Source organism: Streptococcus infantis, assembly GCF_047463315.1.
GTDB classification, from domain to species: domain Bacteria; phylum Bacillota; class Bacilli; order Lactobacillales; family Streptococcaceae; genus Streptococcus; species Streptococcus infantis_AB.
Genome location: NZ_JASHEB010000001.1, coordinates 333,128 through 353,962 on the forward strand (window position 1 = coordinate 333,128; position 20,835 = coordinate 353,962).

The 20,835-nt window shown below is 39.1% G+C and carries 23 protein-coding genes; 1 reads left to right on the top strand and 22 read right to left on the bottom strand.

Annotated features, from left to right (window positions below; genetic code table 11):
• Positions 1-78: 78 nt before the first annotated feature.
• The 4 genes from QM857_RS01685 to QM857_RS01700 form a co-directional block, all read right to left on the bottom strand.
• Positions 79-1,245, bottom strand: a complete 1,167-nt coding sequence (locus QM857_RS01685) for a MalY/PatB family protein (RefSeq protein WP_414274847.1) — start codon at positions 1,243-1,245, stop codon at positions 79-81.
• A gap of 4 nt (positions 1,246-1,249) precedes the next feature.
• On the bottom strand, positions 1,250-2,344 hold the full coding sequence (locus QM857_RS01690; protein ID WP_414274848.1) for a cystathionine gamma-synthase: 1,095 nt from the start codon (positions 2,342-2,344) through the stop codon (positions 1,250-1,252).
• 145 nt (positions 2,345-2,489) lie between these two features.
• Positions 2,490-4,448 (bottom strand): peptide ABC transporter substrate-binding protein, encoded by a 1,959-nt coding sequence (locus QM857_RS01695; RefSeq protein WP_414274849.1) that lies wholly within the window; start codon positions 4,446-4,448, stop codon positions 2,490-2,492.
• Between the two features lie 189 nt (positions 4,449-4,637).
• Positions 4,638-6,260: a putative polysaccharide biosynthesis protein gene (locus tag QM857_RS01700; RefSeq protein ID WP_414274850.1), complete on the bottom strand. Its 1,623-nt coding sequence runs from the start codon at positions 6,258-6,260 to the stop codon at positions 4,638-4,640.
• 105 nt (positions 6,261-6,365) lie between these two features.
• Here QM857_RS01700 and QM857_RS01705 point away from each other — a divergent pair, with 105 nt between their 5' ends.
• Positions 6,366-7,811, top strand: coding sequence for a UDP-N-acetylmuramoyl-L-alanyl-D-glutamate--L-lysine ligase (locus QM857_RS01705; RefSeq protein ID WP_414274851.1), 1,446 nt, complete (start codon positions 6,366-6,368; stop codon positions 7,809-7,811).
• Between the two features lie 37 nt (positions 7,812-7,848).
• On the opposite strand, the gene QM857_RS01710 is transcribed toward QM857_RS01705, so the two are convergent.
• From QM857_RS01710 to QM857_RS01795, 18 genes are all read right to left on the bottom strand, one after another.
• Complete coding sequence (locus QM857_RS01710) at positions 7,849-8,499, bottom strand: DUF1803 domain-containing protein (RefSeq protein WP_414274852.1); 651 nt, start codon at positions 8,497-8,499, stop codon at positions 7,849-7,851.
• Positions 8,483-8,995 carry a YiiX/YebB-like N1pC/P60 family cysteine hydrolase gene (locus tag QM857_RS01715; protein WP_414274853.1) on the bottom strand — a complete coding sequence of 171 codons (513 nt, stop codon included), beginning with the start codon at positions 8,993-8,995 and terminating at the stop codon, positions 8,483-8,485. The genes QM857_RS01710 and QM857_RS01715 overlap by 17 nt, the downstream gene beginning before the upstream one ends.
• A 62-nt stretch (positions 8,996-9,057) precedes the next feature.
• On the bottom strand, positions 9,058-9,993 hold the full coding sequence (locus tag QM857_RS01720) for a manganese-dependent inorganic pyrophosphatase (RefSeq protein ID WP_414274854.1): 936 nt from the start codon (positions 9,991-9,993) through the stop codon (positions 9,058-9,060).
• Positions 9,994-10,077: 84 nt separating this feature from the next.
• Positions 10,078-10,362, bottom strand: coding sequence for a GIY-YIG nuclease family protein (locus QM857_RS01725; protein ID WP_414274855.1), 285 nt, complete (start codon positions 10,360-10,362; stop codon positions 10,078-10,080).
• Positions 10,352-11,101: a tRNA1(Val) (adenine(37)-N6)-methyltransferase gene (locus QM857_RS01730; protein ID WP_414274856.1), complete on the bottom strand. Its 750-nt coding sequence runs from the start codon at positions 11,099-11,101 to the stop codon at positions 10,352-10,354. Before QM857_RS01730 ends, QM857_RS01725 begins: the two co-directional genes overlap by 11 nt.
• Before the next feature lie 48 nt (positions 11,102-11,149).
• Complete coding sequence (locus QM857_RS01735) at positions 11,150-11,512, bottom strand: S1 RNA-binding domain-containing protein (protein ID WP_414274857.1); 363 nt, start codon at positions 11,510-11,512, stop codon at positions 11,150-11,152.
• 1 nt (position 11,513) lies between these two features.
• Complete coding sequence (locus tag QM857_RS01740; protein ID WP_414274858.1) at positions 11,514-12,914, bottom strand: bifunctional Cof-type HAD-IIB family hydrolase/peptidylprolyl isomerase; 1,401 nt, start codon at positions 12,912-12,914, stop codon at positions 11,514-11,516.
• Between the two features lie 81 nt (positions 12,915-12,995).
• Positions 12,996-13,505 (bottom strand): GNAT family N-acetyltransferase, encoded by a 510-nt coding sequence (locus tag QM857_RS01745; RefSeq protein WP_414274859.1) that lies wholly within the window; start codon positions 13,503-13,505, stop codon positions 12,996-12,998.
• Positions 13,506-13,720: 215 nt separating this feature from the next.
• Positions 13,721-13,960, bottom strand: coding sequence for a 30S ribosomal protein S18 (gene rpsR / locus QM857_RS01750; protein ID WP_000068664.1), 240 nt, complete (start codon positions 13,958-13,960; stop codon positions 13,721-13,723).
• Positions 13,961-13,991: 31 nt separating this feature from the next.
• Positions 13,992-14,462, bottom strand: a complete 471-nt coding sequence (locus tag QM857_RS01755) for a single-stranded DNA-binding protein (RefSeq protein WP_006148128.1) — start codon at positions 14,460-14,462, stop codon at positions 13,992-13,994.
• Positions 14,463-14,473: 11 nt separating this feature from the next.
• On the bottom strand, positions 14,474-14,764 hold the full coding sequence (gene rpsF, locus QM857_RS01760) for a 30S ribosomal protein S6 (protein ID WP_002896497.1): 291 nt from the start codon (positions 14,762-14,764) through the stop codon (positions 14,474-14,476).
• 129 nt (positions 14,765-14,893) lie between these two features.
• Positions 14,894-15,550, bottom strand: coding sequence for a CBS domain-containing protein (locus QM857_RS01765; protein ID WP_006148127.1), 657 nt, complete (start codon positions 15,548-15,550; stop codon positions 14,894-14,896).
• A 313-nt stretch (positions 15,551-15,863) separates the two neighbouring features.
• Positions 15,864-16,574, bottom strand: a complete 711-nt coding sequence (locus QM857_RS01770) for an ABC transporter ATP-binding protein (RefSeq protein WP_000062228.1) — start codon at positions 16,572-16,574, stop codon at positions 15,864-15,866.
• A complete protein-coding gene (locus tag QM857_RS01775; protein WP_006151788.1) occupies positions 16,574-17,338 on the bottom strand; it encodes an ABC transporter ATP-binding protein in 765 nt (254 codons plus the stop codon). Before QM857_RS01775 ends, QM857_RS01770 begins: the two co-directional genes overlap by 1 nt.
• Complete coding sequence (locus QM857_RS01780; RefSeq protein WP_006151638.1) at positions 17,338-18,294, bottom strand: branched-chain amino acid ABC transporter permease; 957 nt, start codon at positions 18,292-18,294, stop codon at positions 17,338-17,340. The genes QM857_RS01775 and QM857_RS01780 overlap by 1 nt, the downstream gene beginning before the upstream one ends.
• Positions 18,295-18,297: 3 nt before the next feature.
• Positions 18,298-19,167, bottom strand: a complete 870-nt coding sequence (locus QM857_RS01785) for a branched-chain amino acid ABC transporter permease (RefSeq protein ID WP_004252371.1) — start codon at positions 19,165-19,167, stop codon at positions 18,298-18,300.
• 115 nt (positions 19,168-19,282) lie between these two features.
• On the bottom strand, positions 19,283-20,443 hold the full coding sequence (locus QM857_RS01790) for an ABC transporter substrate-binding protein (protein ID WP_414274860.1): 1,161 nt from the start codon (positions 20,441-20,443) through the stop codon (positions 19,283-19,285).
• Between the two features lie 86 nt (positions 20,444-20,529).
• Positions 20,530-20,799 (bottom strand): YlbG family protein, encoded by a 270-nt coding sequence (locus QM857_RS01795; protein ID WP_414274861.1) that lies wholly within the window; start codon positions 20,797-20,799, stop codon positions 20,530-20,532.
• Between the last annotated feature and the right edge of the window lie 36 nt (positions 20,800-20,835).

Here is a 20,835-nt window from a genome sequence, read left to right on the forward strand (position 1 = left end):
CTTTATCTCTTAATTATACCATATTTTCGCCTATGAAAATAGCCTTCTAGGAAGACTTTTCTCCTAAAAGGCTAGTTTTTAAAGATTTGAAAAAGTGGCAATGATTCGTTGGCAGACTTCTTCCAAAATAGATGTTGGCATGGCTACATTGAGACGAGCGTGGAGGGCTCCTTCTTCACCAAAGTCCAAGCCCCTATTCAGGATAACTTTGGCTTGGTCTCTTAAGAGTTTTCTTAGTTCTTCATCGCTAATATCATAGGCTGAAAAATCAAGCCAAATGAGATAGGTCCCTTGAGGTTTCATGACCTTGATTTTAGTTTCTTTGCCAAATACATCCACTACATAATTGATGTGTTCCTCAATCAGTTCTTTGAGTTCTGTCAACCAATCTTCACCATATCGATAGGCAGCTTCTGTTGCCAAATATCCCAAACCTGAGATTTCATGTTGATTATTAGCCAGCTGGCTCTTTTGGAAAGCAAGTCTCAAATTAGGATTTTCGATAATAGCGTAGGAATTCTTTGTTCCCGCAATGTTAAAGGTTTTGGTAGCGCTACTTAAAATCAGTGAGAATTCTTTAAAATCTTCATTTACCGTGTTGAATGACTGGTGCTTGTTTCCAAATAAGGCTAAATCTTGGTGAATCTCATCAGATACCAGCAAGACTCCATGTTTTTGACAAAGTTGTCCAATCTTCTCCAAAACCTCTTTCTCCCAAACACGTCCACCAGGATTATGAGGATTGCAGAGAACGTAGAGTTTTACATCCTCTTCGACAAAATTTTTCTCCAATTGATCAAAGTCAATCTCAAAAAGTCCGTCTTTTTCTACTAGAGAGTTGGTAATTAGTCTACGATTATTGAGCTTAATGCTGCGAGCAAAAGGAGGATAAACGGGTGTATTAATGAGTACTGCTTGACCTTCTTTGGTAAAGGCTTGAATGGCTGTTGAAATAGCAGGTACTACTCCTTCGATAAAGACTAGGGCATCCTTTTCAAAGCGATAACTATGGTGTTTAGCCTCCCAGTTTTGAACGGCTTTAATCAAGCCATCACTAGCATAGGTATAGCCATAGACTAATTGCTCAGCATAGTCATGGACAGCCTGACGAATCTCAGGTAAGACTTCAAAGTCCATATCAGCAATCCAGGCCGGTAAGACTTGATGGTCAGTCTCTGCTTCTTTCCATTTGTAGGTATGATGTCCAAAACGATTGGGCAAAGTCGTAAAATCATATTTTCCCATAGTCTTATCCTTCCAAAGCTTGACGCAAATCTTCAATCAAATCCCTAGCATCCTCAATACCAATAGACAAGCGTAAAAGGTCATCTGTTAATCCATAAGAATGACGAACCTCTGCAGGAATGTCTGCATGGGTTTGAGTGGTTGGGTAGGTAATCAAACTTTCAACACCACCCAGGCTTTCAGCAAAAGAGAATACTTTTAAGGTATTCAAGATATGAGGGATTCGTTTTTCATCTGCTACTTTAAAGGAAATCATCCCTCCACGACCTGTATACAAGACTTCTTTGACTGCAGGTGATTGTTCCAAAAAGGCTACGATTTCTTTAGCATTAGCTGTTGAGCGCTCCATACGAAGTGACAATGTTTTAAGACCACGAATCAATTGATAACTATCAAATGGTGACAAAACAGCCCCTGTCGTGTTGAGATTGTAAAAGAGTTTTTCGTACAAATCAGCATTATCTGTCACAACTACACCAGCTAGAACATCATTATGGCCTGCAAGGTATTTTGTCGCTGAATGAAGGACAATATCTGCTCCATCTTCAATTGGACGTTGGTAAATCGGGCTATAGAAGGTATTATCGACGACAACTTTAGCACCCTTAGCATGAGCTAATGTTGACAATTTTTCAATATCAAATTCCAACATCAAAGGGTTGGTTGGTGTTTCGATATAAAGTACATCCACATCCTTTTCTAGCTCGGCAATTAGCTCTTCTTCTGTGTTGGCATAGGTAAAGTGGAAACGTCCTTCCTGCTCCACTTGATTGAACCAGCGGAAAGAGCCACCGTAAAGGTCACGGACAGCCAAAACCTTGCTTCCTACTGGAAAAACGCTAAAGGCTAACACAATCGCAGACATACCTGAACTAGTCGCCAAAGCATACTTGGCTGATTCAATAGCTGCCAAAACTTCCTCTGCCTTGCTACGAGTTGGGTTTTTGGTGCGGGTATAGTCAAATCCAGTTGATTGACCAAATTCTGGGTGCTGATAAGTCGTTGAAAAGTGAATAGGTGTAACCAAGGCCCCTGTTGCTTGGTCAGACTTAATACCTGCTTGGGCTAAAATTGTGTTGATGTGAAATGATTTGCTCATACTTTACCTCCAAATCTATAGTAACTATTGTACCACTTATTTTGGATCCTTCGTTTTCTTGTTTTCAAGAGCTAGTTATAGTTTCAAACTATATAAAAACGATAGCTTCCTGTGAAACTATCGTTTTTCCTGTTGAATAGACTGATTATTTAACGTGTTTTGCTAATTCTTCTTGGGCTTTTTTATTAGATTCTTCTTTTTCTTTCAACCATTTTTGTCTAGCTTCTTCATACTCAGCCGTTGTGACAACCTTATCTTGCAGTTTAACGTATTTGTACGATTCAACACCCTTGTTACCAGCTTGAGAGAAGGCGGCAGAGAATGGAACTGTTTTTCTCAATGTAGGTGTTCCACCTAGAGATACGTTTGGAATTGCTAGAGAGCTATCCACCAACCAAGCTTGTGCTTCAGCGTATTTATCATAACGTTTGTTCAAATCTTGTTCAGCATTGGCTTCTGCTAACATCTTAGTGTAGACATCCAAACCAACAGCTGTTGCTTTGGCATTGGTTTCTCCTGGTTCCAAACCGAGGTTTTGTAGTGAGCCACCACTTGTTAAGCTAAGAGTATCGAGGTAGGTTGATGGATCTTGATAGTCAGGTCCCCAACCACCGTTATAGAGGTCATAGTCTTTTTGCGATGCCGTATTTGCTAGATAACCAATACTATCCATTTCTTCTGTAGTCAACATTTGAATATCAATGACCACATTTTCTGCACCTAGGACAGATTCAATAGACTGTTTGAAAGAACTTGCCTCTAACACACCCTTCTTATAGGTTTGATCAACTGGTAAATCCAGATGGATAGGGAATTGAACACCTTTGGCTTCCAATTCTTTCTTGGCTTGAGCAAAGACTTCTTTGGCCTTATCGGCATTGTAGTATGCATCTTGAGCATCAGCGAAGTTCATATTTTGCCATACTTGACCGTAATTGACCATCTTAGAAGCTACGACATCACCAAAATCTTTCCCTTCAAGAGTAACGAATGTCGGTGGGACAAGCAAGTTTCTGACGATCTTAGTTGCTCCATCTTCCCCTTGAGATTGAGCACCATAAGCAGTACGGTCATAGGCAAAGTTAATGGCTTGACGGAAAGATTTATTCAAGACTGCTTCCTGTTGAGCGGTCTTTTCAGCATCACTTGTTTTTGAAGTATGGTTATATGATTTTCTATCTAGGTTAAAGTTGAAGTAGAAAGAAGTCGCATTTTGCATGCTGTAAATAATATTATCTTTGTTCTTTTCCTTAATCCCTTCAAAGCTCGAACTATTCGGATAGAGACGGGCGTAGCTGTAAACTCCTTCCATGAAGTTACGCGCCAAGGCATCTTGATCACTTCCATCATAGTAGGTCAACTTCACTTCATCTACGAATACATTTTTTGCATCCCAATAGTTTGTATTTTTCTTGTATTCAAGAACGGATTTAGATGTGAATGATTTGAGAATAAATGGACCGTTGTACAAAAGATTTGCTGGATCCACTTTACCAAAATCATCCCCTTTGGAATTCAAGAAGTCAGCATTAACTGGGAATAGAATGGTTGCAGTCGTTTTTGAATTCCAGTAAGGTTCTGGTTGTTTCAAAGTATACTGCACTGTTTGATCATCAATAGCCTTAACTCCAACTGTTGAAAAGTCTGTTGTTTTTCCGTTGATATAATCATCTAAACCAGCAACAGAATCTTGAACTAGATAGAGAGCTTCAGATTTTTTATCCGCAGCATATTTCAAACCAGTTACAAAATCTTGTGCTGTCACTGGTGCATACTCTTCACCATCTGCTGTATACCATTTGGCGTCCTTACGAAGTTTGTAAGTATAAGTCAAACCATCTTTGGATACTGTCCAATCCTCAGCTAATGAAGGAATGTAGTTCCCGTATTGGTCATTTTCCATCAAACCATCCACTAAGTTTGTAGCAACATCACCAGTAGTTGCACGGTTTTCTAAGAGATAGTTCAAACTAGAAGGATCGCTTGCGTATACATAGTTGTATACTTTAGAAGAGCTAGTCGAATTACCACAAGCTCCCAGAAGCAAACCAGCACTTAAGACGACGCCTGCTAACGTCAGGTATTTTGCCTTAGACTTTTTCATAAACAGAACCTCCAAATTTAAATATTTGTATCATTATACAGCTATTGTTTTTTTTAGTCAAGTGATTGTGTTCTAAAAATTTATTTTTTTCTACATTTTTTATATTTTTTTGTATTTTCTCAAGAAAAAAAGAACAATTTAGACTTTTTTACGCAAAAAGTTCAAATTGTTCGTTTTATTTATAAACTATTATGATAATTTTAATCGTGCTCGTAACTGATTTGCTTTTTCCTGTCCAATAACCTTATCCAAGAGACGAGTATAGAGACACATAACTCCGTAAAGCCCGCCACCGATTGTACCAATTAAAGCGACATATAGGAAACTCCAGAAACGTCCAGTTGGTTGGAAGACAAATCCAATAATCCATTGCAGGAGTCCTACTAGAATAAACATAACCAGAGTCAAAATAGTAACTAAGATTGTTCTCTTTAGAATAATCTTTCGACGCGCGCCTGTAACCTGACAGATATCACGATACATCAAGACATTCGGGATGATAAGACCGATAGTCGTTGAAATGAGAGGACCATAACTATGGAAAATAGCTATCGATGGCAATTGTAGAACAATCTTAGCAATTGAGCCATAAACAAAATACAAGACTGCCTTACGGTTACGGAACATAGCCTGAAGCATTGGTGACAAGACCATGTACAAGCCTAGAATTGTTGATTGCAAGACTGCAAAGATAAATAAGCCCATAGCCAAGCCATCTGGCTTACCGTAAAAGACTGTATAGAGTGGTTCACCTACCATGACTACTCCAACCGTTGCAGGTAGTAGGAATAAGAAGAGCATGGTAATACTATCTTGCACCAACCGAGAAGCTGCTGGTAAATCACCCTTGACATAGTTCTCGGTCAAGAGGGGCAAACCAACGCTACCGATTGATACTCCTACGGAAATCAAAATCATGGTGATTTTATTAGGATTGGCAGAGAAATAAGAAAACATGACAACCAAATCTTCATTACTATAGTTGGTAAACCACTTCATGCTATTGATAAAGGTCATTTGGTCCAAGATTTGGAAAAGTTGAATAGCTGAACCTGTTATGATAAATGGAATTGCTTCCTTAATCGTATCAACCAAAAGACTCTTACTATCAATCTTATCTCGCGTTTCAAAAACTTTTTGAAGCAACCCTTCCTTGTAAAGGAAATAAAGTAAGACAGCGAAGCTAGCTACCATTCCCACAAAGGCTGCAAAGGTAGATTGGGTAACTGCTGATAGATAATCTTTTGAACCAAGCTTCATGATGATAAAGGTCGCTAAGAGCATCCAAATAACACGGATAACCTGCTCAGCGATTTGACTCATGGCATAAGGTTTAAGATTATTCATCCCTTGGAAAAATCCACGGATAACACTCATAGATGGGAAAATCAAGACCGCCCAAGCTAAACTTTGCATAATGGGAATCAAGTCCTTCCCTACACCTGAAAGATCTGCCAACCAAGGCGCAAAGAGATATAAAACCAAAGCAAATGCAAGGCCCAATACAGTCATAAAGCCCAAGAAGCTCCGAATCAGGGCAAAACTATGCTCTTCCTCATGCATGGTATTGTACTTAGCGACTTGCTTTGCAACTGCAACAGGAATACCTGCTGTCGAAATCAACAAGAACCAGGCGTAGATATTATAGCCCATGGTAAAGAGACCGTTAGCCGTTGCAGCATAAGTCCCCATCCAAATATACCAGGGAATAATGTAAATAGCCCCGAGGAGGCGACTGATAAAGTTACTTGCTGTTAGCCAGGCAGTCCCTCGTAACATCTGGGCCTGCTGATGATTATTTTCGTTAGACATAACTTCCTCATTCAATTTTAATAACTAGGAAATGTTCCTTATCTTCCATTATAAACTTTTCCTTGTTACTTGTAAAATTCAGACTTTCAGTTTACAATAGAAAGTATGATAAAGATTGAAACCGTATTAGATATTTTGAAGAAAGATGGTCTCTTCCGCGAGATTATCGATCAAAAACATTACCATTATTATTACAGTGATGTCATTTTTGATAGCATCTGCTATGATAGCCGAAAAGCAAAAGAAAAGAGCCTCTTTTTTGTTAAAGGAGCTGCTTTCAAGAAGGAATTTCTTCTTTCAGCAATCGCACAAGGTCTTGGTTGGTATGTAGCAGAACAAGACTATGAAGTCGGTATTCCCGTTATCGTCGTTAGCGATATTAAGAAAGCCATGAGTTTGATTGCCATGGAGTTTTATGGCAATCCTCAGGAAAAACTAAAACTCCTTGCTTTCACTGGTACTAAAGGAAAAACAACTGCGGCTTACTTTGCCTACAATATCTTAAATCAAAAACATCGTCCAGCTATGTTGTCAACCATGAACACTACTTTGGACGGTCAGACTTTCTTTAAGTCTGCTCTGACAACACCTGAAAGTATTGATCTCTTTGAGATGATGGCCCGGGCAGTTGATAATGGAAGAACTCATCTTATTATGGAAGTATCCAGCCAAGCCTACTTGGTGAAACGGGTTTACGGCCTCACCTTTGATGTCGGTGTCTTCCTCAACATTAGTCCTGACCATATTGGTCCTATTGAGCATCCGACCTTTGAAGATTATTTCTATCACAAACGTCTCTTGATGAAAAATAGCCGAGCAGTTGTCATTAATAGCGATATGGATCACTTCTCTGTTCTGAAAGAACAAGTTGAGAACCAAGACCATGACTTCTACGGTAGCCAATCAAGTAACCAAATTGAAAACTCTAAAGCCTTTAGCTTCTCAGCTACTGGTAAATTAGCTGGAGACTATGATATTCAGTTGATTGGGCACTTCAACCAAGAAAATGCAGTCGCTGCTGGACTTGCTTGTCTTCGTCTTGGTGCTAGTCTTGAAGACATCAAAAAAGGGATTGCGACTACTCGTGTACCTGGTCGTATGGAAGTTCTCACTCAGAAGAATGGTGCAAAAGTTTTCATCGACTACGCCCACAATGGTGACAGTCTTAAAAAACTTATCTCTGTTGTTGAAACTCATCAAACTGGAAAAATTGCTTTAGTACTTGGTTCAACTGGAAACAAGGGAGAAAGCCGTCGTAAGGACTTTGGACTTCTCCTCGATCAACATCCTGAAATTCAAGTCTTTCTAACAGCTGATGATCCAAACTATGAAGATCCGATGGCCATTGCAGATGAAATCAGTAGCTATATCCATCATCCTGTTGAAAAGATTGTCGATCGCGAGCAAGCTATCAAGGCTGCTATGTCTGTTACAAGTCAAGAACTGGACGCTGTGATTATCGCTGGTAAAGGAGCTGATTGCTATCAAATCGTCCAAGGCAAGAAGGAAGACTACCCTGGAGATGCAACTATCGCAGAACGTTATCTATAAGAACTTAAAGAAGGCTAGAAAATTTCCTAGCCTTTTTCTATTTTTTTATAAAAATTAATCTTTCTTTATCAAATTCTACAGCTAACTCATATTTCCCATCTTCATTTTGAAGGATATAACCTAATAAGACTAAACTATCAACAAAGATATCACGACGTTTCTGCATGAGCTGGTCTTTTTTGAGGAATTTAAGCAAAAATGTTGTCATATATTTGAGAGCATACTCAGGGTTGACATCACCCAAAACAACATAGAGTTTCTGTTGATCTTCTGTCAGCGGATACTGATGTTTTATCTTGTAAAAATAATTAGACAAGGTCATCTTTTCCCTAGCAAAATCCGTATACTCTTCTAGGATTGCTGCATTGGTTTGATTGCGCAATTCTGTCTGAAATTCTTTCTCAAGGATTTCTTGATAGATTGGACTATCATCTCTCACAAAGACTTCCTGGTCTAGTTCAAGAGAATTTGTAGATTCTAGAAATGGGAGATTGAGAGAATAGCGTTTGTTTTCACGAAGGATGAAACCAGCTTTAATATATTCCTCCAAATACTTATCAACTGGTATCCCTGGAAACTGAGCCTTGATTTCACGGAGAATAACATCATCATGCTGATCAAGATAGTCAACCAAATTTCTAAAGAATGGTTGTCGTGTCAAACGAGATGGATTAAAAATTTGAATCATGAAGATTCCTTTCTTTACAAATTAAAAGTGGTGATGTTGCTAATTGACTCGGGTTAGTACCAGGCTGATTCAAAGGTACAGCTAGCCCTAGTTCTCTATAATATTCACTCCAGAAATCACTGATTTCCTGTGTATCATCCCCAAACTTCATGGGAATGGTCTCAAAAGTAGGGAGTAGTTCAGCGATGAACTGGGAACAGTAGAAACCATCTCCGTCGGGATAAAAAGAGAAATTGTAGGGAGTCCCTAAAAGGCTCTCTGCCAGTTTTTTAACCTCTGTACAATCAATCTCCGCATAGCGATAAAGGTCATAGATTTTCCCATCTTCAAAGAAATCTTCAGGGGATTGGACAATGACACCACCTTCCGTAGTTGCATGATAGATGAAACCGTCTAAAAAAATGGCCACATGGCTATAGTTGCCAGTAGATTCCTGGATGGCTTGCCCTATATCCGAACTATCTTTCACTAAGATTAAATCACCATTTTCTAACATACTTCTCTCCTAGCAAAAAAGGAGTCGAAACTCCTTTTAACGATGGGTTTCCCCACCTATCATTATGCATTAAAGCTTTCAGTCAATTGTGGTACCACTTGTTTCTTACGTGAAACGGCACCTGGAAGGAAAGCGTGGTTGTTTTCAAGTTTGAAGTTGAAAGCTGCTTCAACTTTGTCCATGTTGGCACCAAGAGCCAAAATTTCTGAGTTTGAGTTGACGATGTCTGTAATCATCAAAACAAAGTCAGAGTATCCGTTAGCTGCATTTGTGGCTTGGATAGCTGCTTCGATTTCAGCTTGGCGTTCCAAAACTTCCGCAATATCAACTGTGTTCACTTGAGCCACACGAACGTTGTTTCCGTTCAATTCAAAAGTCTTGGCATCGATGTCAATTAATTCTTCTGCTGATTTGCTTGCTAAGTTTGTACCAGCCTTGAGCATTGCAAGACCGTATTCTTCCAAGTTAACACCAGCCAATTCAGCCAATTCAGGTGCAATCACTTTATCAGATGGGTGGGTAGTTGGAGATTTCAAAAGAAGGGTATCTGAAATCAAACCTGAAAGCATCAAACCTGCGATTTCTTTTGGCACTGTTACACCATGTTCTTTGAACATGCGGTATACGATAGAAGATGCTGATCCAACTGGCTCCAAGCGCATATAAAGTGGGCTCGCCGTTTCAAAGTTAGCCACACGGTGGTGGTCCACAACACCATAAACTTCTACTTCAGCGATATCTGATACTGATTGTTGGAATTCATTGTGGTCCGTTAAGATGACTTGCTCTGCACCTTCTGCTTTAACTGATGTAATCACGCGTGGTGCTTCCACACCAAAATAGTTCAATACGAAAGCTGTTTCTTCATTTGGAGTTCCAAGAGCCACCGCTTCTGTATCCAAACCATAAGCTTCTTTTGCAAGATAAGCAAAGGCTACTGATGAACCGATAGCATCTGAATCTGGATTTTGGTGACCAAATACTAGAATCTTAGACATGATAATACCTCGTTTCTTTATTCTCTTTATTGTAGCATTTTTTTCAATTTTTGACAAAAGTAAGAGGAGTCAAAGAACTCCTCATTACAAGTCAAAAGAATCGACTAAATTTCTATTTTGTTTCTCTTTGAAATAATTTTCTTTTTGCATACGTGTCTTGCGCTTGAAAAGAGCTTCAGCAGACATGGCCTCTTCCTTACTATCAAAACCTTCTGCAAATATGAGTTTTACTGGCAAGCGAGCTCGTGTATACTTGGCACCTTTGCCACTATTGTGGACAGCAACTCGTTTCTTCACATCTGTTGTATAGCCTGTATAGTAAGAACCATCACGACACTCAACTACATACATATAAGCCTTATGATCCATAATAAATCTCTTGAATTTCTGGTGTATAGGAGCCATCACTATTATGAACAATGAGTGGTGGTAAGACCTTAAAGCCACTAGTAGAACCATCTTTAATAGCCTCAATCAAAAGCATATTGGCCTCCTTCTCACGTTTAGGATAGACAAATTGCAGCCGCTTTGGAGCTAGATTATGCTGTTGGAGTGTAGCTAAGATATCTAATAATCTATCTGGGCGATGAACCATGGCTAGACGCCCGTTAGATTTGAGTATACTTTGGGCACTACGACAAATTTCTTTTAGATTAGTCGTAATTTCGTGCCGAGCTAACAAGTAGTGTTCGCTTTCGTTCAAATTAGAATTTGCATCCACCTTAAAATAGGGAGGGTTGCACAAAATCAAATCGACCTTGCTCCCCTGAATGTAGCTAGGCATATTTTTCAAATCATCACAAATAACCTGCATCTGCTCTTCTAAGCCATTTAAACGAACCGACCGTTCAGCCATATCAGCTAGACGTTCCTGAATTTCTACAGATAGAATTTTAGCCTTGGTACGACTACTGGCAAATAGTCCAACAGCTCCATTACCTGCACAAAAATCCACAATTAACCCATTTTTAGGAAAGCGAGGAAAACGTGACAAAAGTACACTATCCACCGAATAGCTGAAAACCTCTCTATTTTGAATAATCTTGATATCTGTAGAGAAGAGTTGGTTAATCCGCTCTCCTGATTTTAATAATTGTTCTTCGTTCATACTTCTATTGCCACAAATTTAATAACATCAAAGATGGTTAGAAATTTATCAATTACTGTTTTTCTTTAAATGCTCCAAGGCTTCTCGAGTCCAAACAGGCATCATGCGACCAAGCGGTGCAAAACCATGTTTGATGCGATCATTCGAAAAACGTCTTCGTCTAGGAAGTTGATGTTTTTCTTCTTCCAAGGTACGAATAGAAAGGCTAGCCTTTCCAGTATATTCATCAAAATCTACTACCTGTACCTGGACTTCATCACCGATTTTTAAAACTTCATAGATATTTTCGATAAATCCTGTCCGAATCTCTGAGATATGAATCAGTCCAGTCACTCCTGTCTCTAGCTCAACAAAAGCACCATAGGTCTGAATCCCAGTAATACGGCCATTTAGCTTATCACCGATTTTCATTCTAGTCCTCAATTTCAATAGTTTCAATGACTACATCTTCAACTGGCTTGTCCATTGCACCTGTTTCAACACCTGCAATTGCGTCCAGAACTTTATAAGAAGCTTCATCCGCAAGTTGGCCAAATACTGTGTGACGACGGTCTAGGTGAGGAGTTCCACCTTGTTCAGCATAAATTTCCGCAATTGGTTCTGGCCAGCCACCACGAGCAATTTCTTTCTTAGAATATGGCAAGTGTTGGTTCTGTACGATAAAGAACTGGCTACCATTTGTATTTGGTCCAGCATTTGCCATAGAAAGAGCTCCGCGAACATTGTAAAGCTCTTCTGAAAATTCATCTTCAAATGACTCACCATAGATAGATTCGCCCCCCATACCAGTACCAGTTGGGTCTCCACCTTGAATCATAAAGTCTTTAATAATACGGTGGAAAATGACACCGTCATAGTAACCATCTTTTGATAGAGCAATAAAGTTGGCTACTGTTTTTGGTGCATGCTCAGGGAAAAGCTTGATGCGCATATCTCCATGATTTGTCTTAATAGTCGCAATTGGACCATCTACTGCTTCAATGTCTACTTGTGGAAAATGTAATTCTTTTTCTACCATACCAAATCCTTCTAAGGCATCAAAAATGCCATCTTCTTCTAATGTTTTTGTAACATAATCTGCTTTTTCTTTGATTATGTCATGAGAAATTCCCATAGCAACACTAATGCCTGCATAATCAAAGAGTTCTAAATCGTTAAGACCGTCCCCAAAAACCATAACGTTTTCAGGTTTTAAACCTAATTGGTCCACAACTTTTGCAACCCCAGCTGCCTTTGAACCGGAAATCGGCACAACATCTGATGAATGTTCATGCCAGCGTACCATACGCAAAGTCGATGCTAAACTGTCAGGCAACGTCAAGTCATCTCCCTGCTCCTCAAAGGTCCACATCTGATAAATATCTTCATTTTGATAAAAATCACGGTCCACCTCTAAATTAGGATAAATCGGGTCAATTGCCTGGCTAATCATCTCTGTTCGCCTTGATAGTTTAGCAGCATGACTACCGACCAAACCGTAGTCAATTCCTACTTCCTTAGTCCAAGCAATATACTCTTCAACCTTATCTCTAGCAATTTTGTTACTATAAATGACATTGCCCTTTTTATCCTCAATATAGGCACCATTCAAGGTTACAAAGAAATCAGGATTGAGGGCTTTAATCTCTGGTACCACACCAAAAATGCCTCTACCAGTCGCAATTCCTGTCAAGATTCCTTTTTCACGTAATTGTTTAAAAACCCTTGGAATAGTACTTGGAACAAAACCTGTCTTTGAATTTCGTAAAGTATCATCTATATCAAAAAAGATAATCTTAATCTTCTTAGCCTTGTATCTTAACTTGGCATCCATTATAATACCTCCTTCAATTCACTCTTTCCATTATACCATAAAGTAGAGAATTCCCCTATCTTCAAAGAAATTTGCTACCTCTTATTCGAATTCCTTAGATAAGTACAAAACTAAATCATCATTGTTTTGACTAGTAGCGTTCATTTCCAAGGGTTGATTTCTATACCAAACACCCGTCCCATCTGGAATATAACCTCGTCTGATGTACAATCTCTGAGCAGGTCCATAACCTGAGTGGAGTCCAACACCAAGCGTCACCTTATCCGATACGAGTTTAACTCGTTTTTCCGCTTCTTCTAGCAGTTGACTCCCAACTCCTTGATTTCGAAAAGGCTCAAATACATTAAAATCTGATAATTCTGGATAGACTTCTGCAAAAGGACCATGTTTAGCAGAGGGCAAAATGGTAACGTAGCCCGCTACAGCACCATCAATCTCTGCAACTAAGACTTCTCTCTCCCCACTTTCCTGTTCCAGAAAATATCTAGCCAAAATTTCCTCTCTACCTGGCCAACCTTGTCTGATAAATCCTCGAGATAGATATTTTATGTCAGATTCTTGCATTTTTCTAATTGAACATGTCGTCTTCATAAGCTTCTCCTTTATAGCTTTCTCCTACCATTATAGCACGATAATAAAGATTAAAAGAAAAACCTAGTAAGACAAAAGAATCTTACTAGGTCAACAGGGAGTCCTGTAAAAGTCTGATAAAAGACACGCCTGAACAAAAAAAAGAGGTCCACTGGACCTCAACTCGCTCTCACATTTTAATGCTCGTGAAAAAAAGACCCGTAAGGGTCTTTTCTTTAATCTTCGTTTACGAAAGGCATCAAAGCCATTACGCGAGCGCGTTTGATAGCTGTTGTTACTTTACGTTGGTTTTTAGCTGAAGTTCCAGTTACACGACGTGGAAGGATTTTCCCACGTTCTGAAACGAAACGGCTAAGAAGCTCAGTATCTTTGTAATCAACATATTCAATTTTGTTTGCTGCGATGTAATCAACTTTTTTACGGCGTTTGAATCCGCCACGACGTTGTTGAGCCATGTTTTTTCTCCTTTATAGTATTAATTGTCCATTAGAATGGTAAATCATCATCTGAAATATCCAAAGGATTGGTTGATCCAAATGGATTTTCATCACGTGAAAAGTCTGGTACTGAATTTGTAGCTGCTGCATGATTCGCAGTTGGTGCAGAATAAGCTCCACCACTTTGTCCTTCACGAGCACTACGGCTTTCCAACATTTGGAAATTCTCAGCTACGACTTCTGTCACGTAGACACGTTGTCCTTGCTGGTTATCGTAACTACGAGTCTGAATACGACCTGTAATCCCGACAAGAGAGCCTTTTTTAGCCCAGTTAGCAAGATTTTCAGCCTGTTGGCGCCACATAACGACATTGATAAAATCAGCCTCACGTTCGCCATTTTGACTCTTGAATGTACGGTTTACTGCAAGAGTAAAAGTCGCAACTGCTACATTTGATGGGGTATAACGTAACTCAGCGTCACGTGTCATACGCCCTACAAGTACAACATTGTTAATCATAATCTACCTTCTTACGCGTCAAGTTTGACGATCATGTGACGAAGAATGTCAGCGTTGATTTTTGAAAGACGGTCAAACTCTTTAAGAGCTGCGTCATCGTTTGCTTCAACGTTAACGATGTGGTAAAGTCCTTCACGGAAATCTTGGATTTCGTATGCAAGACGACGTTTTTCCCAATCTTTTGATTCAACAACAGTTGCACCGTTGTCAGTCAAGATAGAGTCAAAACGTGCTACCAAAGCGTTTTTCGCTTCTTCTTCAATGTTTGGACGAATGATATAAAGAATTTCGTATTTAGCCATTGATATGTTCCTCCTTTTGGTCTAATGACCCCAAGCCTTTGCAAGGGGTAAGTGAGGTTTGCTCACAATAAACTATTATACTAGAAAAAAGTTTTTTTCGCAAGCTTAAAGTAAGTTATATTTTTCTTTTTAGAGTTTTTTTGCAGAAGTTTTTGTAATTTCATCTACGAGAATGTTTTCATCCTCGAATTTCTTTTTCAATGATGAAAGATCAATGCTTCCCTCAATTTGTACTTCAATAACGATCTTACCATCCTTACGTGGAATATTAACGGTATGAGAGATATTAAGATTTTCCTCAACGATTAAAGAAACAATCTTACCTAAAACTCCAACTTCATTTTCTGTGATAAAACGAACACGGATTCCCTCTTCACCATAACCAGCGATTTCAAGAAAGGCACTGAATACATCACGATCTGTAATGACTCCATACAATTGTCCATTGTCAACAACTGGCAAAATGCCAATCTTATTTTTAAGCATGAGATAAGTTGCATCTTCTAAACTTGCATAGCCTGAGACAGTTACAACATCTCGAATCATGACGTCTTTTACTTTTGTCTTATTAAGCAAATAATTCATCTCGAAGATTGAAAGACTAGTCGCTTTTGAAGGACTAGCTTCAGCGATTGTTCCTTCTGTTACCAAGCCTACTAATTTATCATTCTCAATAACAGGGAGACGGTGCAAGCCTTGTTCGCGCATCAAATCTGCTGCGTGTGCAACAGTTGTATCAGGACTGATATAAACGACCTTGCGTGTCATAAAATCTTTAACTGCCATAGGAAATCTCCTTTATGTTTATAGTTTTATTATACACTTTTTACGGAAAGCTATCAAACGCTTTCATTTCTTTTTCAAGATTCAGAAAAATCTGAAGGACTTTACGAAAAAGAGCTCAACTTAGAGCCCTTAATCTTATACTTATGTAGATTGTATGATTGCTTTGCAATCTTTATCCGCCGACTAAAACAATCCACTGGATTGGATGATTACTTACGTAATCCTTATCTTCCGACTAAAAAGGTCCCCCGGACTATAGAGGGATTGCGTGCGCAATCTCCATCCACAACCTAAACTAGTCTCCCAGACTAGTTTAGCCACCTAGATATGCTTTTCGGACTTCGTCTGATGCTGCGAGTTCTTTTCCTGTTCCTGATAGGACAATCTTTCCTGTTTCAAGAACATATCCTCGGTCAGCGATGGCAAGTGCTTTATTAGCATTTTGCTCAATTAAGAGAACGGTTGTTCCTTGTTTTTGAATATCTTGGATGATATCAAAAATTTCTTGGATAAAGATTGGCGCAAGCCCCATTGATGGTTCATCTAATAAAAGAAGTTTAGGCGTTGACATGAGTGCACGTCCCATGGCAAGCATCTGCTGTTCACCACCAGATAGAGTAGCCGCATCTTGATTTTTACGTTCTTCCAAACGAGGGAAACGAGAGAAGACTTTCTTCAAATTTGCTTGATTTTCTTCACGATTTTTCTTAAGGAAGGCGCCCATCTCCAAGTTTTCCATAACTGTCAAGCCAGGAAAAACGTGACGACCTTCTGGTACTTGAGAAAGTCCTGATGCTACAATCTTTTGTGCAGGCATCTTTTGGATTTCTTGTCCCAAAAATTCAATTCGACCAGAACTTGGACGCACAAGACCTGATAGGGTACGAAGGATGGTTGTCTTACCAGCACCGTTAGCACCGATAAGAGAAACAACTTCTCCTTCATTAACTTCAAAGCTCACATCACGTACAGCTTGAATCATACCGTAGTGAACTGAGAGGTTTTCAACTTTTAACATAGACATTAGGCTTCACCTCCTAGATAAGCTTCGATAACACGTTTATTGTTCTTGATTTCATCTGGTGTCCCATGAGCAATCAAACGACCGTACTCAAGTACGTAGATACGTTCAGTGACTTCCATGACCAAGTTCATATCATGTTCAATCAGCATGATGGTGATCTTGAATTCATCCTTGATGCGACGGATCAACTCAGTCAATTCTGCAGTTTCTTGTGGGTTCATACCTGCTGCAGGCTCATCCAAGAAGAGGATTTTAGGTTCTGTAGCAAGGGCACGAACAATTTCCAAACGACGTTGTTGGCCATAGGCTAAGTTTTTAGCTAAGGTTTCAGCATCACCATCTAAATCAAAGATTTTTAGTAATTCTAAGGCTTTGGCTTTTAATTCTTTTTCATTCTTATAAAAAGCTGGTAAACGCAAGAAACTTGCAAAAACATGTTGTTTGTGATGGTTACTAAATGCAATCAAAACGTTATCCAAAACTGTCAAGTCTTTAAAGAGGCGGATGTTTTGGAAGGTACGCCCTAAACCAAGAGCAGCAATTTTATAGGGTTGCTTGCCATTTAACAAGTGACCATCCAAAGTTACTGTTCCTTCACTAGGTTCATAAACTCCTGTCAGCAAGTTGAAGAGAGTTGTTTTCCCAGCACCGTTCGGTCCAATCAAGCCAACAAGTTCACCTTCGTTCAATTCTAGAGTTACATCTCCAACAGCAGTCAGACCACCAAAATGCTTGGTTAACTGTTTTACTTCAAGTAATGCCATTAGTTTTGTCCCTCCTTCTTACCTTTTTTAAAGAGTTTTGATAGGCTCAATTCCCATGTTCCTAGAAGGCCTCCTGGTCTGAAGATCATAACAAGTACCAAGGCCAAAGCATAGATAATCATACGAACGCTAGCTACGTCTTGAAGGAACATATTCAAAATACCAAGAACAATCGCAGCGACAATTGCTCCTGTAATTGATCCCAAGCCACCAAATACAACGATAATTAAAACGTTGATAGAGTTGATAAAGCTATAATCTTTTGGCACAACAGAACCGATAAATCCTGCTTGAAGGGAACCTGCAATACTTGCAGTCATAGCTCCAAAGACAAATGCGATAATTTTGATTTTTGTTGTATTTACCCCGACAGATTCAGCTGCAATTTCATCTTCACGAACAGACAAGGTTAAACGACCGATTGGACTACGAAGGAAATTCAGCGTTGCAATTGTCGTAATCACGGCAAAAATGTATACCATTTGCCAATTAGTAAAGTTTGGAATACCAAGGATACCAGCAGCTCCGTTTGTTAAATCACCACCATTGACGATTAGGATACGGATAATTTCAGCAACCCCAAGTGTCGCAACTGCAAGGTAGTCCCCCTTCAAACGAAGGGTAGGAATTCCAACGACCAAAGCAACCAAACCAGCAATAATAGCACCAAGTAACATAGCTCCAAAAAAGGCACCATAAGTTGGAGATTTAGAACCAATAATGGCTGCTGCATAGGCACCGATAGCCATGAACCCAGCATGTCCAAGAGAAAATTGACCAGAGAAACCAACGATAAGGTTAAGTCCTACTGCAAGAATAATATTGATACCAATTTGTTCTAGAATCTGAATATGGAAAAGGTTTAAAATACCAAACGAAACTAATAAGCTAATCACACCATATCCAAGCAACAAAAGGAGCAACCAGAGAATATTAACTTTTAAATTTTCTTTCATTGTTTACACCTTCTCTTTCACATTCTTACCAAGGATACCAGCTGGACGAACAATCAAGATCAATAGCAAGATTCCGTACACGATAGCATCACGGAAATCTGACATTCCGAAGGCTGTTGCAAAAGTTTCCAATAGTCCAATTACAAAACCTCCAAGAGCTGCACCAGGAATAATACCGATACCACCTAAAACGGCAGCCACGAATGATTTAATACCCGGAGTCATTCCCATCAATGGTTCAAGAGAGTTGTAGTAAAGGGCAATCAAGACACCTGCTGCACCAGCCAGAGCTGAACCTAAGGCAAAGGTGAAACTGATTGTACGGTTTACGTTGATCCCCATCAATTGAGCTGCATCACTATCTACAGATACGGCACGCATGGCTTTCCCCATTTTTGTTTTTTGCACGATGAGTTGCAAAAGAATCATCAAAACAATCGAAACTGTCAAAATCAATAATTGAATATTTGTTAGACTAATTGGACCCAAGTCATAACGAACTGTTTGGATTGCTTGAGGGAAGGCACGTGTATTGGCACCTACTAGATAGACCATTCCATACTCAAGCAAGAAGGATACCCCGATAGCAGTAATCAATACAGAGATACGAGTTGAATGTCGGAGTGGACGGTAGGCTAAAAACTCGATGATAACACCGAGAATAGCTGAACCAATCATGGACAAAATTAAGGCTAAAAAGAAATTTAAATGGAGGGCATTAATCAAGAAATAACCCATGAAAGCACCCATCATATAGATATCACCATGGGCAAAGTTAATAAGCTTGATAATTCCATAAACCATAGTATAACCCAGGGCTAGCAAGGCATAGACACTACCCAAGATTAAACCATTGACAAGTTGTTGAAGCATATGGTTCACTCTTTCTAAGTTTTATTTTTAGGATTTTATAAAAAAATAATCCCTTTATAAACACCGAAACAGGGAGTGAGTAAAAGCTCATTCCCCATTTACGATATCTATAAAATTAAGGTTTTACGACTTCTGCCGCATCTACTTTACCATTATTCATGGTCATCATGAAGGCTGTTTTCACAGTGTTATGATCTGCATCAAAGCTTGTTTGACCTGTAACACCTTCGAAGTTTTGTGTTTTAGCAAGATTGTTCTTGATATCAACTGAAGTTTTTGCACCTTTTGCAGCATTAGCTACAAGGTAAACTGAGTCATAAGCAAGAGCTGCAAATGTTGAAGGATCTTCGTTATATTTTGCACGGTAAGCTTCAAGGAAGGCTTTTGCTTTATCTGAAACATCAACAGTAGTTGAGAATCCTGAGATGAAGTAGATATTTGATGCGCGTTCAGCAGTTGCTTGTTGAACAAATTCTGCACCGTTAAATCCGTCACCACCGATGATTGGCTTATCAATTCCCATACCACGAGCTTGGTTTACAATCTTACCAGCTTCTGTATAGTAACCTGGCAATACGATTGCATCAAAGTCTTTATCTTTAATTTTTGTCAAAGCTGCTTGGAAGTCTGTATCACCTGATACAAATGTTTCGTCTGCTACGATTTCACCTTTGAATGAATCACGGAAAGATTTTGCAATACCTTTAGCGTAGTCACTTGAGTTATCTGTATACAAGACCACTTTCTTAGCGTTCAATTTGTTTGAAACGTAGTTTGAGATGATTTTTCCTTGGAAACTATCTTGGAATGTTCCGATGAAGAGGAAATCTTGACCTTTTGTCAAACCATCTTGAGTAGCACTTGGAGAAATCAATGGAACTCCAGCTTGTGTAGCATTTGCTACTGCTGCTGCAGTCGCACCTGAAGTCGCAGGTCCTACGATAGCTGCTACCTTAGATTGAGTCACAAGGTTTGTTGAAACAGAAGCAGCTTCAGCAGTTTCAGATTTGTTATCTTTGTCGACTACTTCGATTTGTTTTCCATCGATACCACCTGCTGCGTTGATTTCATCAACTGCAAGTTGAGCACCCTTTTGCTCAGAAGTTCCGTAAGATGCTACAGCACCAGTTTCTTCGAAGTTGAAACCAATTTTTACAACTTTTTCATCGATTGGGTTACCAGTTGTGTTTGAAGCTCCTGATTTCACTTCCCCACAAGCTGCTAAAAGAGCTGTACTTGCAAGTGCAACAATCGATAATGCGAATTTTTTCTTCATGTTTATCTCCTTTTAATGTTCAATTTAAATTACATGTTAAGAATATACCGAATTATCAGAAAATTGTCAACACTTTTTTGTATTTTTTATATGATAACGTTTTCTTCATCACGATAGAGATTGCCAACGAAAGGATTTTCCAATTCTTGAATATGACAAACTCTCACTTTCTTGATAAATTTCTCTTTTCCTAAACGATTTACCAGCTCTTCTACTTCCTCTGTTGGGACATAAAGTTGTAGGTAACGATGTTTTTTTGAGTGGTAACAAATATCACCATAATTTGCGAGTTTTTTAGCATCGCGATTATAGTATAAATAGATAATCAGACCAGACCGATTCTCTCTTTGAAACATAATTCAACTTCCTTCTTACAATCTTCCTTCTATTAT

Coding starts and splice junctions, on each gene's coding strand:
- QM857_RS01770 (WP_000062228.1), bottom strand. CDS start 16,574: ATGTCTATGTTAAAAGTTGAAAACCTCTCAGTTCACTACGGTATGATT.
- rpsR (WP_000068664.1), bottom strand. CDS start 13,960: ATGGCTCAACAACGTCGTGGCGGATTCAAACGCCGTAAAAAAGTTGAT.
- QM857_RS01765 (WP_006148127.1), bottom strand. CDS start 15,550: ATGGCAGTTAAAGATTTTATGACACGCAAGGTCGTTTATATCAGTCCT.
- QM857_RS01740 (WP_414274858.1), bottom strand. CDS start 12,914: ATGGATGCCAAGTTAAGATACAAGGCTAAGAAGATTAAGATTATCTTT.
- QM857_RS01710 (WP_414274852.1), bottom strand. CDS start 8,499: ATGATTCAAATTTTTAATCCATCTCGTTTGACACGACAACCATTCTTT.
- QM857_RS01720 (WP_414274854.1), bottom strand. CDS start 9,993: ATGTCTAAGATTCTAGTATTTGGTCACCAAAATCCAGATTCAGATGCT.
- QM857_RS01785 (WP_004252371.1), bottom strand. CDS start 19,167: ATGCTTCAACAACTTGTCAATGGTTTAATCTTGGGTAGTGTCTATGCC.
- QM857_RS01780 (WP_006151638.1), bottom strand. CDS start 18,294: ATGAAAGAAAATTTAAAAGTTAATATTCTCTGGTTGCTCCTTTTGTTG.
- QM857_RS01745 (WP_414274859.1), bottom strand. CDS start 13,505: ATGAAGACGACATGTTCAATTAGAAAAATGCAAGAATCTGACATAAAA.
- QM857_RS01735 (WP_414274857.1), bottom strand. CDS start 11,512: ATGAAAATCGGTGATAAGCTAAATGGCCGTATTACTGGGATTCAGACC.
- QM857_RS01755 (WP_006148128.1), bottom strand. CDS start 14,462: ATGATTAACAATGTTGTACTTGTAGGGCGTATGACACGTGACGCTGAG.
- QM857_RS01685 (WP_414274847.1), bottom strand. CDS start 1,245: ATGGGAAAATATGATTTTACGACTTTGCCCAATCGTTTTGGACATCAT.
- QM857_RS01700 (WP_414274850.1), bottom strand. CDS start 6,260: ATGTCTAACGAAAATAATCATCAGCAGGCCCAGATGTTACGAGGGACT.
- QM857_RS01730 (WP_414274856.1), bottom strand. CDS start 11,101: ATGAACGAAGAACAATTATTAAAATCAGGAGAGCGGATTAACCAACTC.
- QM857_RS01795 (WP_414274861.1), bottom strand. CDS start 20,799: ATGTTTCAAAGAGAGAATCGGTCTGGTCTGATTATCTATTTATACTAT.
- QM857_RS01775 (WP_006151788.1), bottom strand. CDS start 17,338: ATGGCATTACTTGAAGTAAAACAGTTAACCAAGCATTTTGGTGGTCTG.
- QM857_RS01790 (WP_414274860.1), bottom strand. CDS start 20,443: ATGAAGAAAAAATTCGCATTATCGATTGTTGCACTTGCAAGTACAGCT.
- rpsF (WP_002896497.1), bottom strand. CDS start 14,764: ATGGCTAAATACGAAATTCTTTATATCATTCGTCCAAACATTGAAGAA.
- QM857_RS01705 (WP_414274851.1), top strand. CDS start 6,366: ATGATAAAGATTGAAACCGTATTAGATATTTTGAAGAAAGATGGTCTC.
- QM857_RS01725 (WP_414274855.1), bottom strand. CDS start 10,362: ATGGATCATAAGGCTTATATGTATGTAGTTGAGTGTCGTGATGGTTCT.
- QM857_RS01695 (WP_414274849.1), bottom strand. CDS start 4,448: ATGAAAAAGTCTAAGGCAAAATACCTGACGTTAGCAGGCGTCGTCTTA.
- QM857_RS01715 (WP_414274853.1), bottom strand. CDS start 8,995: ATGTTAGAAAATGGTGATTTAATCTTAGTGAAAGATAGTTCGGATATA.
- QM857_RS01690 (WP_414274848.1), bottom strand. CDS start 2,344: ATGAGCAAATCATTTCACATCAACACAATTTTAGCCCAAGCAGGTATT.